Genomic DNA, 14,275 nt, shown 5'->3' on the forward strand with positions numbered 1-14,275 from the left:
CCGAAGGCGCGTCGGGCCCGCGTCAGGCCCGCGTCAGGCTCCGGCCGCTCTCACTTCGTCGCCTCGGACATCTGGCGCAGCTCCTTCTTGAGGTCGCCGATCTCGTCGCGCAGGCGGGCAGCCAGCTCGAAGTGCAGGTCGGCGGCCGCCTGGTGCATCTGCGTCGACAGCTCCTGGATGAGGTTGGCCAGGTCGTTGGCCGGCATGCCGCGCAGCCGGTCCGCCGCGACCCCGGCGTCGGCCTGGACCGTGCCGCGCCCGCCGCGCTGTCCGGTCTTGCCCCGCGACTGGGTGCGACCGGACCCGATGAGTGCCTCGGTGTCGGCGTCCTCGCGCTGGATGAGGTCGGTGATGTCGGCGATCTTCTTGCGCAGCGGCTGGGGGTCGACCCCGGCCTCCTTGTTGTAGGCGATCTGCTTCTCGCGGCGGCGCTGGGTCTCCTCGATCGCCTCCTGCATCGAGGGGGTGACCGAGTCGGCGTACATGTGGACCTGGCCGGAGACGTTGCGGGCCGCGCGGCCGATGGTCTGGATGAGCGACCGGGCGGAGCGCAGGAAGCCCTCCTTGTCGGCGTCGAGGATGCTCACGAGCGACACCTCGGGCAGGTCGAGGCCCTCACGGAGCAGGTTGATGCCGACCAGCACGTCGTACTCGCCCATGCGCAGCTCGCGCAGGAGCTCGACCCGGCGCAGCGTGTCGACCTCGCTGTGCAGGTACCGGACGCGCACCCCCTTGTCGAGCAGGTAGTCGGTGAGGTCCTCGGCCATCTTCTTGGTCAGGGTCGTCACGAGGACGCGCTCGTTCTTCTTCGTGCGCTCGCCGATCTCGTGCAGCAGGTCGTCGATCTGGCCCTTGGTGGGCTTGAGGATGACCTCGGGGTCGATGAGGCCGGTCGGGCGGATGATCTGCTCGACGACACCCGTCGCCTGGGCCAGCTCGTAGGGACCGGGCGTCGCCGACAGGTAGACGGTCTGGCCGATCCGGTCGAGGAACTCCTCCCACTTCAGCGGCCGGTTGTCCATCGCGGAGGGCAGCCGGAACCCGTGGTCGACGAGCATCCGCTTGCGCGACATGTCGCCCTCGTACATGGCGCCGATCTGCGGGACGGTCACGTGCGACTCGTCGATGACGAGCAGGAAGTCCTCGGGGAAGTAGTCGAGCAGGGTGTTGGGCGCGGTGCCCCGGGCGCGGCCGTCGATGTGCATCGAGTAGTTCTCGATGCCGGAGCACGAGCCGACCTGGCGCATCATCTCGATGTCGTACGTCGTGCGCATGCGCAGGCGCTGGGCCTCGAGCAGCTTGTTCTGCTTCTCCAGCTCGGCGAGGCGGTCCGCCAGCTCGAGCTCGATGCCGCGGATCGCCCGCTCCATGCGCTCCGGACCGGCGACGTAGTGGGTGGCGGGGAAGACGTACATCTCCTCCTCCTCGCGCATCACCTCACCGCTGATCGGGTGCAGCGTGTAGATCCGCTCGATCTCGTCGCCGAAGAACTCGATGCGCACCGCGAGCTCCTCGTAGACCGGGATGATCTCGACGGTGTCACCCCGCACGCGGAACGTCCCGCGGGTGAAGGCGAGGTCGTTGCGGGTGTACTGCATCTGCACGAACCGCCGCAGCAGGTCGTCGCGGTCGACCTGCTGCCCGACCTTGAGCCGGGCCATCCGGTCGACGTACTCCTGCGGGGTGCCGAGGCCGTAGATGCAGGACACGGACGCGACCACGACGACGTCGCGTCGGGTGAGCAGCGAGTTCGTCGCGCTGTGCCGCAGCCGCTCCACCTCGTCGTTGATCGAGGAGTCCTTCTCGATGTAGGTGTCCGTCTGCGGGATGTACGCCTCGGGCTGGTAGTAGTCGTAGTACGAGACGAAGTACTCGACCGCGTTGTGCGGCAGCAGCTCGCGGAACTCGTTGGCGAGCTGCGCGGCCAGCGTCTTGTTCGGCGCCATCACGAGGGTGGGCCGCTGCACCTGCTCGATCAGCCAGGCCGTGGTCGCGGACTTGCCCGTGCCGGTCGCGCCGAGCAGGACGGTGTCCTTCTCCCCCGCCTTGATCCGACGGGACAGGTCGGCGATGGCGGCGGGCTGGTCACCGGCGGGCTGGAACTCGGAGACGACCTCGAACGGGGCCACCGTGCGCTGCAGGTCGGTCGTGGGACGCATGGATCCACCGTATGCCGTGCCACCGACACCGCGCCCGGCGCGGGGATGTCCCACCCCCGCGCTAGCGTGTGCCCGCCCCGCTCCCCTGCACCCCGGAGGTCCTCCGTGCCAGCCCCGGCGACGACGCCACCGCTCACCCGCCGCGGCATACCGGTCGACCCCCGCCTGCGCGTGCTCGCCCTCGGCACCTTCGTCAACCGGGCCGGCGCCGGTGCGACCCTGACCACCTTCGCCCTGTACTTCACCCGGGAGGTGGGCCTCGCCGCCGCCCAGGTCGGCTTGGCGCTCTCGATCGCCGCCGTCGTCGGCATGGTGGCGCAGGTCCCCCTCGGCCACCTCGGCGACGTCCGGGGCCCCCGCGAGGTGATGTCGTTGCTGACCGCGGCGTTCGGTGCGGTGGGGCTGCTCTTCCTGGTCGTGCGCGACTTCTGGGCCCTCACGGCCGTCCTCGCCGTCGTCAACGCCCTGCAGAACGGCGGCGGAGCCGTCCGCAACGGCTACATCGGCCGGATCGCCGTCGGTGGCTCCGGCGTCGCCTTCAAGGCGTACCTGCGGGCGGTCACCAACCTGGCCATCTCGCTCGGGGCCGCCCTGGGCGGCATCGCGCTGTGGATCGACCGGCCGTGGGCGTACCTGGCCGTCTTCGCGATCGACGGCGTCACCGGCATCGTCGCCGGCCTGGTCAGCCTGCGCCTCCCCCACCTGCCACCAGCCCCGGCACACGGCGCGGGCGAGCCCCGGCTCGCGGTGCTGCGCGACACGCCCTACGTCGTCGTCACGCTGCTGACCGGCGTGGTCGCGATGCACTTCGTGGTGATGGAGGTCGGCATCCCGCTGTGAATCAGCCAGCACACCAGTGCCCCCACCGCCATGGTCGCCGTCCTGCTGGTCCTCAACACCGTGGCCGTGACGCTGTTCCAGGTGCGCATGACGCGCGGGGTCGACGGCGTGACAGAGTCGGCCAGGGCGATGGTCCACGGCGCAGTCTGGATCGCCCTCGGCTTCGCCGTCATCGCCACGTCGGGCTGGCTGGGACCGGTCGGCGCGGCAGCGGTCCTCGTCGTCGGTTCCGCCGTGCACGTCGTGGGAGAGATGCGCTCCAGCGGCGGCCAGTGGGGCGTGCAGATGGGCCTTGCCCCGCAGGAGCGGCAGGGCCAGTACCAGGGCTTCGCCGGGCTCGGGTTCTCGCTGTCGAACGTCGTCGCGCCCACGCTGATCACCCTCCTGTGCATCGAGTGGGGCTGGCCAGGGTGGCTGGTGCCGGCCGCGCTGGTCCTCGGCGCGGCGCTGGCGCTGCGGCCCGCGACCGCCTGGGCGCAGCGGACGCGCGAGCGCTACGGCGCGCTGTCCGCCACGGGCTGAGACGTCGCTGCGCCCCCGGATCGCCCGGCGTTGACTGGCCGGGTGGAGCTCGCGACCGTCGGCACGGCCCGCCGCTGGGGCATGCTGGCGGCCAGCACGGCGGCGCAGGCGGCAGGTGCGGTAGCCCTCCACGGCCCGGCGTTCCTCATCCCGGTGCTGCACCGGCGCGGCGGCCTGTCCCTGCCCGCCGCCGGCCTCGTCGCTGCCGCCCCCACCATCGGCGTGATGCTCTCCCTCGTCGCCTGGGGCCTGCTCGTGGACCGTCGCGGCGAGCGCCTCGCCCTGCTCTCGGGGCTCGCAGCGGCCGGCGCCTGCTCCGTCGCGGCGGCCTGGGGCTCGGGCGTCGTGTGGTGGTCGGCGTGGCTGGTGCTCGCCGGGGCGGCGGCCGGTGCCGCGAACGCGGCCAGCGGCCGGGTGGTGGTCGGCTGGTTCCCGGTGCAGCGACGCGGCCTCGCCATGGGGATCCGGCAGATGGCCCAGCCGCTCGGCGTCGGGGTCGCAGCGGTCACGATGGCGCCGCTCGCCGACGCCCACGGCGTCCGGGCAGCGCTCCTCGTGCCCGCCGTCGCGGCCGTCCTCGCGCTCACGGCCGTCGCCCTCGTGGTCCTCGACCCGCCGCGGCCGGCGCGGACCGTGGAGCACACCGCGAGCCCCTACCGCGGCGACCGCACGCTGGCCCGGGTGCACGGCGTCTCGATGCTGCTGGTGGTGCCGCAGTTCCTCGTCTGGACCTTCGGGCTGGCGTGGCTCGTCGACGACCGCGGCTGGTCGGCGGGCTCGGCGGGAGTCCTCGTCGCGGTGACCCAGGTGGCCGGCGCCCTCGGCCGCATCGCCGCAGGCGCCTGGTCCGACCGGGTCGGCAGCAGGATGCGGCCCCTGCGCTGGGTCGCCGTCTCCGTCGTGGTGGCCATGCTGGCCCTCGGCGCCACCGCAGCCGCGGGGTGGGCCGTGGCGGCGTTCCTGCTCCTCGTCGCGTCGACCGTGACCGTCGCCGACAACGGGTTGGCCTTCACCGCCGTGGCAGAGCGGGCCGGGCCGTTCTGGTCCGGGCGCGCCCTCGGCATCCAGAACACCGGGCAGTTCCTGACCGCCTCCCTCGTGCCGCCCCTCGCGGGCGCGCTGGTGGAGCAGCTCGGGTATGCCGCCGCCTTCGCCGGTGCCGCGGCGTTCGCCGCCGTGGCCCTCCCCCTCGTCCCGGTCCGGTCCGAGGCGCCCCTGCCGGGCGCGCGGGTCAGCCGCTCGCCGGCTCCCAGCCGCTGACCCGCACCCACTCCTCGACCCTGGCGTGCACGGCGTCGAACCACGGCTCCTTGGCGTCGGCGTAGGCGTCGACGTCGAGCCCGGTCGCCGCGAGGCGCTGCTTCTCCGCGGCATACTCCTCGCGCGCGGCAGGGTCGGAGCGCATCCAGTCGCGGAAGGCGAGGGCCCACCGCCACCCGGGGCTGCCGACCTCGCGGACGTGCACGTGGGCGAGACGTCCGGGGTCGGCGCCGGCGTGGAACCGCTTCTCCCAGGCCGACCCGTCCTTGGCGTTGTCGAAGGCGACCGGCCCGGTGCGGGGGAAGCCGGCGTCCCGCAACCGCCGGACGAGCTCCGGGTCGTCGGCGGCCTCCAGCGAGGCGACACCCACCTGGAGGTCGATGACGTCCTTGGCCAGGAGCCCGGGCACGGCGGTGCTGCCGACGTGGTCGGCGGTGACGAGCGCATCCCCGAACGCGAGCCGCAGCCGCTCCAGGAGCCGCTCGGCCTGGACGGGCCAGGACGGGTCGGGCGGCACGAGGCGGAGGTCGTCGGAGCGGGCCGCACGGACGCCCGTGCGCACGTTGCGCTCGAACGGGACCAGCCTGTCGTGCCAGAGCCGGTCGACGGCGGCCTCGAGCTCCGGCTGGCTCCCGCCGTTGTCCAGCCACACGTCGGCGGCGGCTCGACGCTCCTGCTCGGACGCCTGGGCGGCGATCCGCCGACGGGCGTCCTCGACGTCCATGCCGCGGGTCTGCACGAGCCGGTCGAGCCGGACCTGCTCGTCGGCGTCGACGACCACGACGAGGTGGTAGCCGGGCCCCATGTGCTTCTCCACGAGCAGGGGGACGTCGTGCACGACGACCGCGTCCGTGGGGGCTGCTGCGAACAGCTCTCCCGTGCGGCGCGCGATGAGCGGGTGGGTGATCTCCTCGAGGGCACGGCGGGCCGACGGGTCGGCGAACACGATCGCCCCCAGCGCCGCGCGGTTCAGGCCCCCGTCGGGTGCCAGGACGCGGTCACCGAACCGTCCGGAGACGAGCCCGAGCCCCTCGCTGCCGGGTGCGACCACCTCGCGCGCCAGGACGTCTGCGTCGACGACGACGGCGCCCAGGGCGGAGAACCGTTGCGCGACAGTGGATTTGCCGGAGCCGATCCCGCCCGTCAACCCCACCCTCAGCATGAGGACACCCTAGTCGCCGGCTCCGGCTCGACCGGGCAGGCCTTGCCTCAGTCGTCGGCCAGCCGGGCCGGGAAACCGCCGGTGGCGATCGGTCCCCAGCGCGTCGGCGTGATGCGCAGGATGGACTTGCCCTGGTCGAGCATCGCCTGGCGGTACTCGTCCCAGTCGGGGTGCTCGCCGGAGATGTTGCGGAAGTACTCCACGAGCGGCTCCACCGAGTCGGGCACGTCGAGCACCTCGCAGTCGCCGTCGACCTGCACCCAGGCACCGCCGAAGTCGTCGGACAGGACCATCACGCTCACGTGCGGTCGATGACGGGCGTTGGTGGTCTTGGCGCGCTCGGGGTAGGTCGAGATGACGATCCGCCCGCTGTCGTCCACGCCCCCCGTGACCGGCGACGCCTGGGGGCGTCCGTCGGACCGCTCGGTCATGAGCACCATGTGGTGGCGGGGGCGGACGAACTCCAGCAGCCCGTCGAGGTCGACCTTCGTGTTCGTGGCGATGGTGCGTGGCATACCGCCATCCAAACACGTCAGCCCGATCGCGCACCCGCGGCGCCGGGTCACGCGCCGTCCCGACCACGGGCCGTCCTGACCACGCTCCCCGGGCACGGCACGAGGCCCGGCCCCCTCGTGGGGACCGGGCCTCGTGGTGTCGACCGTGGTGGCACGCGGTGCGTGCCGACCGGGTCAGTTGCCGGTGAGCTTCTCGCGCAGAGCGGCCAGCGCCTCGTCGGAGGCCAGCGTGCCCTCGGAGGACGAGGACGACGACGTGCCCGAGTCCGAGCTGCTGCTGCCACCGGAGGAGTAGGACGTCGAGGTGCCCGCGCTGGAAGCGGCCTCTGCGTCGTCCTTCGCGGCCTGCTCGACCTGGGCCTTGTGGGCCTCCCAGCGGGCGTGGGCCTCGGCGTACTGCTTCTCCCACTTCTCGCGCTGGGCCTCGTAGCCCTCGAGCCACTCGTTGGTCTCCGGGTCGAAGCCCTCGGGGTACTTGTAGTTCCCCTGCTCGTCGTACTCGGCGGCCATGCCGTACAGCGTCGGGTCGAACTCGGACACCGGGGCGCTCTCGTCGTTCGCCTGCTTCAGCGACAGCGAGATGCGGCGACGCTCGAGGTCGATGTCGATGACCTTGACGAAGATGTCGGCCCCGACCTGGACGACCTGCTCCGGCAGCTCCACGTGGCGCTCGGCCAGCTCGGAGATGTGGACCAGGCCCTCGATGCCGTCGTCGACGCGCACGAACGCACCGAACGGGACGAGCTTGGTGACCTTGCCCGGGACGACCTGGCCGATCGCGTGGGTCCGGGCGAAGTGCTGCCACGGGTCCTCCTGCGTCGCCTTGAGCGACAGGGAGACACGCTCGCGGTCCATGTCGACGTCGAGGACCTCGACGGTGACCTCCTGGCCCACCTCAACGACCTCGGACGGGTGGTCGATGTGCTTCCAGGACAGCTCGGAGACGTGGACGAGGCCGTCGACCCCGCCGAGGTCCACGAACGCACCGAAGTTGACGATCGAGGACACGACGCCGGAGCGGACCTGCCCCTTCTGGAGCTCCTTGAGGAAGGTCGTGCGGACCTCGGACTGGGTCTGCTCGAGCCAGGCACGGCGCGACAGGACCACGTTGTTGCGGTTCTTGTCGAGCTCGATGATCTTGGCCTCGATCTCCTTGCCGACGTACGGCTGGAGGTCGCGGACGCGACGCATCTCCACGAGCGAGGCCGGGAGGAAGCCGCGCAGGCCGATGTCGAGGATGAGGCCACCCTTGACGACCTCGATGACGGTGCCGGTGACGACGCCGTCCTCCTCCTTGATCTTCTCGATCGTGCCCCAGGCGCGCTCGTACTGGGCGCGCTTCTTGGACAGGATCAGGCGACCCTCCTTGTCCTCCTTCTGGAGGACCAGGGCCTCGACCTCGTCGCCGACGGAGACGACCTCGGACGGGTCGACGTCGTGCTTGATCGACAGCTCACGCGAGGGGATGACGCCCTCGGTCTTGTAGCCGATGTCGAGCAGGACCTCGTCCCGGTCGACCTTGACGATGCGACCCTCGACGATGTCGCCGTCGTTGAAGTCCTTGATGGTCGCGTCGATCGCGGCAAGGAGGTCTTCCTCAGAGCCAATGTCGTTGATGGCGATCTGAGGGGCGGTCTTCTCGACCGTGCTGGCAGTCATGTAGTAGGAACTCCGATGATGGGCAGGAAATAGAAGGTGTGGTTGTGCGACCCGCGGGTCGCCCCGTGCCCTGGGGCACGGACACGACGAAGCGAGCACACGGATGTGCTGCTCCACCTTACCGGCGGCGTCCGGCGGGGGTCAAAAACGCGAGGGGTATGCCGTTGAGCGAGTTTGCGCAGGTCAGCCGCCGGACGGCGGGCCCGGACGAGACCGCGACGGCGAACCGGTCCTGGTGGGACGCCGAGGCCGGCGAGTACTACGCCGAGCACGGGGCCTTCCTCGGCGACTCCGAGTTCGTCTGGGGACCGGAGGGCTGGCGCGAGTCGGAGCTGGGGCTGCTCGGCCCGCTGGAGGGCCGGCGGGTGCTGGAGATCGGGGCCGGCGCCGGTCAGTGCTCCCGCTGGGTCGCAGGTCGCGGTGCCTCCGTGGTCGCGACGGACCTGTCCGCCGGGATGCTGCGCCAGGGGGTCGCCCTCAACCGGCGGGCCGCTCCCCCGGCCCGGCCGGTGCCGCTGCTGCAGTGCGACGCGGTGGCCCTGCCGTTCGGCGAGGGCAGCTTCGACGTCGTGTTCACGGCATACGGGGCGGTGCCCTTCGTCGCGGACACGGCGGCGCTGATGCGGGAGGCGGCCCGCGTGCTGCGCCCGGGGGGCCGCTTCGTCTTCTCGACCACCCACCCGTTCCGGTGGGCGTTCCCCGACGACCCGAGCGAGCACGGGCTGACCGTCACGCAGTCGTACTTCGACCGGACGCCGTACGTCGAGGCGGACTCCGACGGCGAGGCGACCTACGTCGAGCACCACCGGACGGTCGGTGACCGGGTGCGCGAGCTCGTGGCAGCGGGGCTGGTCCTCGTGGACCTCGTGGAGCCCGAGTGGCCCGAGCGCAACACCCAGGCCTGGGGTGGCTGGTCGCCCACCCGCGGGCGGCTCTTCCCGGGCACCGCGATCTTCGCCTGCGTCCGGGGCTGAGACCGGTCGCGCCCTCCGCGCGGCGGGCCTTCTCGGCCGCCTCGCGCGGCCGCCTCGGGTGCCCGAAACGACCTCAACCTGCAGGTTTGCGCCTCCGGCCCTAGCGTGGTCGCGGTTGCCGCGGAGACCCCCGACCCCGAGGGAGCGCGTGCCACCGCTCACTCGAGGAGGAGGAGAACCGTGGCGTCAGACGTCGAAACAGGACGCATCACCACCGACATCCCGGCCCGCATGGACCGCCTGCCCTGGGCCCGTTGGCACTGGCTGGTCGTCATCGGCCTCGGCACCGTCTGGATCCTGGACGGCATCGAGGTCACCATCGTCGGCTCGATGTCGGACGCGCTGAAGCCGGCCAGCACCGGTCTCGGCCTCAGCAGCTCGGACATCGGCCTCGCCGGTGCCGTGTACGTCGCGGGCGCCTGCCTCGGCGCGCTGCTGTTCGGCCAGCTCACGGACCGCTTCGGCCGCAAGAAGCTGTTCCTGCTGACGCTGGGCATCTACACGATCGCGACGGTGGCGACGGCGTTCGCCCCCAACCCGCTCTGGTACTTCGCCGCCCGGTTCGTCACCGGCATGGGCATCGGAGGCGAGTACGCCGCGATCAACTCGGCGATCGACGAGCTCATCCCGAAGGACTACCGCGGTCGCGTCGACGTCGCGATCAACGGCTCGTTCTGGGTCGGCGCCGCGCTCGGCTCCCTGCTGACCATCCCGCTGCTCGACCCGAAGGTCGTCGACCCGGCGATCGGCTGGCGTCTGGCGTTCGGCATCGGCGCCGTCCTGGCGGTCGGCATCCTCTTCGTGCGGCGCAACGTGCCGGAGAGCCCGCGCTGGCTGTTCATCCACGGCCGCGACGAGGAGGGCGAGCGGATCGTCAAGGACATCGAGCGCACGGTCTCCGAGGAGACGGGTGGCTCGTTGCCCGAGCCGACGGAGGAGCCGATCACCATCCGGCAGCGCCGGACGATCTCGATCCCGGAGATCGCCAAGACGGTGTTCACGCTCTACCCCAAGCGGACGATCCTGTGCTTCTCGCTGTTCGTCGGGCAGGCGTTCCTCTACAACGCCTTCTTCTTCACCTACGGCGACACCCTCACCACGTTCTTCGGCGTGAAGCAGACCGGCTGGTACCTCGCGGTCTTCGCGGTCAGCAACTTCCTGGGCGCGCTGCTGCTCAGCCCGCTGTTCGACCGGGTCGGCCGGGTTCGCATGATCACCGGCACGTACATCGTGTCCGGCGTGCTGCTCGGGATCGCCGGCATGATGCTCGGCGGCCTCAACGCGACGACCCTGACCGTCTTCGGCGTCGTGACGTTCTTCTTCGCCTCGGCCGGCGCCAGCGCGGCATACCTCACTGCCAGCGAGGTGTTCCCGCTGGAGACGCGGGCGCTGTGCATCGCGTTCTTCTACGCGATCGGCACTGCGGTCGGCGGCATCAGCGGCCCGCTGCTGTTCGGCAAGCTGATCGACGACGCGTCGGAGTCCAAGGACATCACCGGGCTCGCGTTCGGCTACTTCCTGGGCGCGGCGCTGATGATCGTCGCCGGGTTGGTCGAGGCGTTCCTCGGGGTGAAGGCCGAGGGGCAGTCGCTGGAGAGCATCGCCCAGCCGCTCACGGCCGAGGACGCCGGCGACAAGGACGGGGTGCGCGAGGGCAGCGGACGTCCGGTGACCGGGGCCTCCCCCGCCTGAGTCCTCACACGCACGAAGGGGCCGACCGGGATGATCCCGGTCGGCCCCTTCGTCGTGCAGCGGGTAGGTCAGACCACCCGGCGCCTCAGCATGGCGGCACCGGCTGCCAGAGCGAAGACAACGGCCGCACCGAGGCCGCGACCCACGTTGCGACCACCTTCCCCGTCGTCGCCCGCCAGCTCGAACGAGTATGCCGTCTGGCCGGCGGCGCCAGCCGGGGCTCCGTACGCCATGCCTTCGGCCTTGGCGCGCTTGGCGCCAGCCTCGATCAGGGCGTACTTCTGGCCGTAGTCGGCGGCCGTCGACTTGCCCGCCTCGATGAGCTTCTTGGTGCCCTGGTCGGAGAGCTGCTGCGCCCCGTCCTTGATCTTGGGAGCACCCGAAGCGGCCTGGTCCAGGCCGTCGGCGAGCTGCGTCGACCCGTTGGCCGCGTCACCCAGACCGGTCGAGAGCTTGTTGGCGCCGTCCTTGAGCTGGCCCGCACCGTCGTCAAGCTGGCCCGCACCGCTGGAGAGGTCACCCAGGCCGGAGTCGAGCTGCTTGGCGCCGTCCGCAAGCTGCGCCGACCCTCCGGCCAACTGGCTGGTGCCGTCCTTGAGCATGGCCGCGCCGCCGCCGAGCTGGTACAGCCCGTCCAGAAGTGTCACGCCACCTGCGCCGATCTGGTCGACACCACCCTGAAGGCTGTGGACTCCGCCCCTAAGCGTGCCGTCCTCCTTCGTGTCCGTGTCGCCACCTACGCCGCTCTGCACCTGGTCGACAACGCCGTTGACGAGCAGCGTCACGCCACCATCAAGAGCGCCCAATCCCTCGAGCAACCCGGGACGCTTCGGGTCACACAGGCCCGTCAACGTCTGGTTGCTGAGACCGCACTCCACCTTGACGAGCCCGACGACTGCGTCACCGAGCTTCGACTTCAGCTGAGCCAGCCCCGGAGAAACCAGGCCAAGCCCGTCGGAGACCTGGCCCAGCCCGCCGGACACCTGACTGAGACCGCCGGACACCTGACTGAGACCGCCCGAGACTGCGCCAAGCCCACCTGAGACCTGCGTGAGGCCGTCGGACGCCTGGCCCGTGCTGTTACGCAGCTTTGCCTCCACACCACTCGCCACGGCAGCGACAGTCCCCTGACACACGACGTTCCCTACACCACAGGTGGCGCTGATCGAGTTGATGGCGGCCTTGGCCTGATCGATATCGCCGCCCGGTGCGAGCGCCGCCTGCAGTCCCTGAAGGACCTGGTCGACGCCGCCCTTGGACTGGTCGACGCCGCCCTTGGACTGGTCGACGCCAATCTTTGACTTGTCGACGCCCGCCTTCGACGCGTCCACGCCAGCCTTCGACGCGTCCACGCCAGCCTTCAGCTGATCGAGACTGCCCTTGTCCGCGGTCGCCGCCGCCAAGCCGGCGCGGATCTGGTCCACGCCATCGATGAGCGTGTTGGCTTGGCCCTTGTCGCCGATGCCTGCCCGGAGCTGGGCGATGCCGTCGTGAAGCGGCTGCGCCTTGGTCGGGAGCTCCCCGATGCCCCCGTGCAGCTTCACGAGACCCGCATCAAGGAGGTCCAGCCCGTCGGCAACCTGCGCCAGCCCGTCGAGGAGCTGCGGCGCCTTCTGCCCCGCCGTGGTGAGACCGTCGAGGAGCTGGCCCGCGCCATCGTCGAGCTGCGCGGCTCCGCCTGCCACCTGGGTCGCGCCGCCGGCCACCTGCGAGGAGCCGTCCTTGGCCTTGGCCGCGCCGTCACGGAGCTGGCCGGTGCCGTTCTTGAGGTCACCGGCACCCGCGGCCAGCTTGGCAGCTCCCGGGGCCGCCTGCCCCGCGAGGCCGTCATGGAGCTGGTTGGCACCGTCGCGGAGCTTGATCAGACCGGCAAGCAGGTCCCCCGCTCCGTCGCGCAGCTTCAGCAGGTTGCTGTCGATCTCGGTGGCCCCGGCCGTCAGAGTCGCACCCGTTTCCGCGCCACCCTTGTAGGACTCGGCCCCGCCCTTGAAGGACGGGCTGTCCAAGGGGCTTACGGGAAGGGCGGAGATGGACGCCTTCGGCACCACCCCATCGGAAACCCGCGCCTCGTAACCGAACGTGGCTTCAGGCTTCCCGATCGGGCCGAAGAGGGTCATCGTGAACGACATCTTCGTCCCGCCGTGACCGTCGCCCGCCATGTTGGCCTCGTCGGACCGAACGTCGGTGAAGTTCGACGGCAGGACGGTCGTGAGGGAGCCGACCATCGGGATCACCACATCGGCGGTGGCCGTGGTCGTCTTGCCGGTCCCGTCGTTGAACGACACCTCCTGTGGCTTGCCGGTCACATTCCGGACGGTGTACTGCACCTTGAGGTTGCCGTTCTTGCCAACCACATCACCGGGCTGTACCTGCTTGCCGTCCATGAAGTACTTCACGTCTACCTCCAGCGGGAGGCGCTTGGTGTAGTCACTCACGGAGCGCAGTCGCTTCTCACCGTCGACGGTGTAGGAGCCGACCATCTGGCCGCCCTTGACCTCGAACCCCCCGAAGCCGTCGAGGTTGCGAAGTCCCTTCGTCTCGACCGGGTTGGCCAGATTGACGGTGCCCCTGCCCTCCATGGCCACCTGCTCGTACACGCGGGCGACGTCGACCTTGCCACTCGCGTTCAAGTAGGCCTGGATCGTCTCGGTGTTGGACACCAGGACGCCCGAGCCCGACGCCGCCATGGCAGGACCGGCGGCAAGGATTGCGGCGGCCGGAACGGCGAAGAACGCGGCGCCTGCCAGCGTCACAGACTTCTTCTTGATCACTTGTTCTCTCCTGCCACGAGGCCGTCGATGCCGACCGTGTCCACGTTGTCCTCACCCGAACGGCCCGAGCCGCGGGTGAACCAGCTGTCCCATGAACCCTTGGTGTGGGCGCCTCTCTCGCCGATAGGCAGGAGGGAGGCCGCGAGATAGCCCAGGGCGACGGCGAACAGCACGGTGGTGCCTGCCGCGGGCGACTCCTGGAGGAACTGCGAGGGAGCGTTGGTGTAGGTCTCCTCGTAGGCACCCACGATCGCCGCGGCGCCGAGGAGTCCACTCCACAGCGGCAGGTTGCCGGCGCTGACCGCGCAGGCCACCCCGATGACGGCGACGACGAGGAACGCAGCCACCGCCCGCCCGCTGGCGGAATCCGGCAGGACGGCGGCGCGAAGGGCGAAACCGATCCACGCGGTGACGAAGCCAACGAGGAAGCCTCCCAACTTCCCTAGTGGCGGCTCGTGCGGCACCAGGCCCAGGACTCCACCCAGCGCCGCGCCCAGCAGGGCGACGTGCTGCAGGTCGAGACCAAATAGCTGTCCGAGTCCGATGATCAAGGCCGCGAATACGGCCAACACAAGCCCGACGACCAGGCCTCTGCGCATGTCCACCTCACAGGAAAAGCACCCGACGTCCGTTGGCGGGTGCATGGTTACCGGAGAGTATGGGGTACGGCCACCGAAAAAATCACGCGTGTGACGCGACTCGCAGAGAAGAATCCGTAACG

The 14,275-nt window shown here is 70.8% G+C and carries 11 protein-coding genes; 5 read left to right on the forward strand and 6 right to left on the reverse strand.

What is annotated here, in order from left to right:
- Positions 1-50 precede the first annotated feature (50 nt).
- A complete protein-coding gene (gene uvrB, locus J2X64_RS17560; protein WP_310157237.1) occupies positions 51-2,159 on the reverse strand; it encodes an excinuclease ABC subunit UvrB in 2,109 nt (702 codons plus the stop codon).
- Positions 2,160-2,264: 105 nt separating this feature from the next.
- Between uvrB and J2X64_RS17565 the strand changes: the two genes are divergently transcribed.
- The 3 genes from J2X64_RS17565 to J2X64_RS17575 are packed head-to-tail and all read left to right on the forward strand — an operon-like array spanning position 2,265 to position 4,781.
- Positions 2,265-2,999 carry an MFS transporter gene (locus tag J2X64_RS17565; protein WP_310157241.1) on the forward strand — a complete coding sequence of 245 codons (735 nt, stop codon included), beginning with the start codon at positions 2,265-2,267 and terminating at the stop codon, positions 2,997-2,999.
- A gap of 30 nt (positions 3,000-3,029) precedes the next feature.
- Positions 3,030-3,521, forward strand: coding sequence for a hypothetical protein (locus J2X64_RS17570; protein ID WP_310157243.1), 492 nt, complete (start codon positions 3,030-3,032; stop codon positions 3,519-3,521).
- A gap of 42 nt (positions 3,522-3,563) precedes the next feature.
- Entirely contained in the window at positions 3,564-4,781 is a 1,218-nt protein-coding gene (locus J2X64_RS17575; protein ID WP_310157245.1) for an MFS transporter, read from the forward strand.
- Here the strand turns inward: J2X64_RS17575 and coaE are convergent.
- The 3 genes from coaE to rpsA all read right to left on the reverse strand — a co-directional run bounded on the left by coaE (position 4,753) and on the right by rpsA (position 8,117).
- Complete coding sequence (gene coaE / locus J2X64_RS17580) at positions 4,753-5,943, reverse strand: dephospho-CoA kinase (RefSeq protein WP_310157246.1); 1,191 nt, start codon at positions 5,941-5,943, stop codon at positions 4,753-4,755. The two genes, J2X64_RS17575 and coaE, sit on opposite strands and share 29 nt — an antisense overlap.
- Positions 5,944-5,990: 47 nt before the next feature.
- Positions 5,991-6,458 (reverse strand): PPOX class F420-dependent oxidoreductase, encoded by a 468-nt coding sequence (locus J2X64_RS17585; RefSeq protein ID WP_310157248.1) that lies wholly within the window; start codon positions 6,456-6,458, stop codon positions 5,991-5,993.
- A 174-nt stretch (positions 6,459-6,632) separates the two neighbouring features.
- Positions 6,633-8,117, reverse strand: coding sequence for a 30S ribosomal protein S1 (gene rpsA / locus J2X64_RS17590; RefSeq protein WP_310157250.1), 1,485 nt, complete (start codon positions 8,115-8,117; stop codon positions 6,633-6,635).
- A 158-nt stretch (positions 8,118-8,275) separates the two neighbouring features.
- Between rpsA and J2X64_RS17595 the strand changes: the two genes are divergently transcribed.
- Positions 8,276-9,091 carry a class I SAM-dependent methyltransferase gene (locus J2X64_RS17595; RefSeq protein WP_310157252.1) on the forward strand — a complete coding sequence of 272 codons (816 nt, stop codon included), beginning with the start codon at positions 8,276-8,278 and terminating at the stop codon, positions 9,089-9,091.
- A 180-nt stretch (positions 9,092-9,271) separates the two neighbouring features.
- Positions 9,272-10,783: an MFS transporter gene (locus tag J2X64_RS17600; RefSeq protein ID WP_310157254.1), complete on the forward strand. Its 1,512-nt coding sequence runs from the start codon at positions 9,272-9,274 to the stop codon at positions 10,781-10,783.
- Between the two features lie 68 nt (positions 10,784-10,851).
- On the opposite strand, the gene J2X64_RS17605 is transcribed toward J2X64_RS17600, so the two are convergent.
- Both J2X64_RS17605 and J2X64_RS17610 read right to left on the reverse strand, forming a co-directional pair.
- Entirely contained in the window at positions 10,852-13,554 is a 2,703-nt protein-coding gene (locus J2X64_RS17605; RefSeq protein ID WP_310157255.1) for a hypothetical protein, read from the reverse strand.
- On the reverse strand, positions 13,551-14,153 hold the full coding sequence (locus J2X64_RS17610; RefSeq protein WP_310157257.1) for a hypothetical protein: 603 nt from the start codon (positions 14,151-14,153) through the stop codon (positions 13,551-13,553). Before J2X64_RS17610 ends, J2X64_RS17605 begins: the two co-directional genes overlap by 4 nt.
- Positions 14,154-14,275: the final 122 nt, after the last annotated feature.

This window comes from Phycicoccus sp. 3266, from assembly GCF_031456495.1.
Lineage (GTDB): Bacteria > Actinomycetota > Actinomycetes > Actinomycetales > Dermatophilaceae > Pedococcus.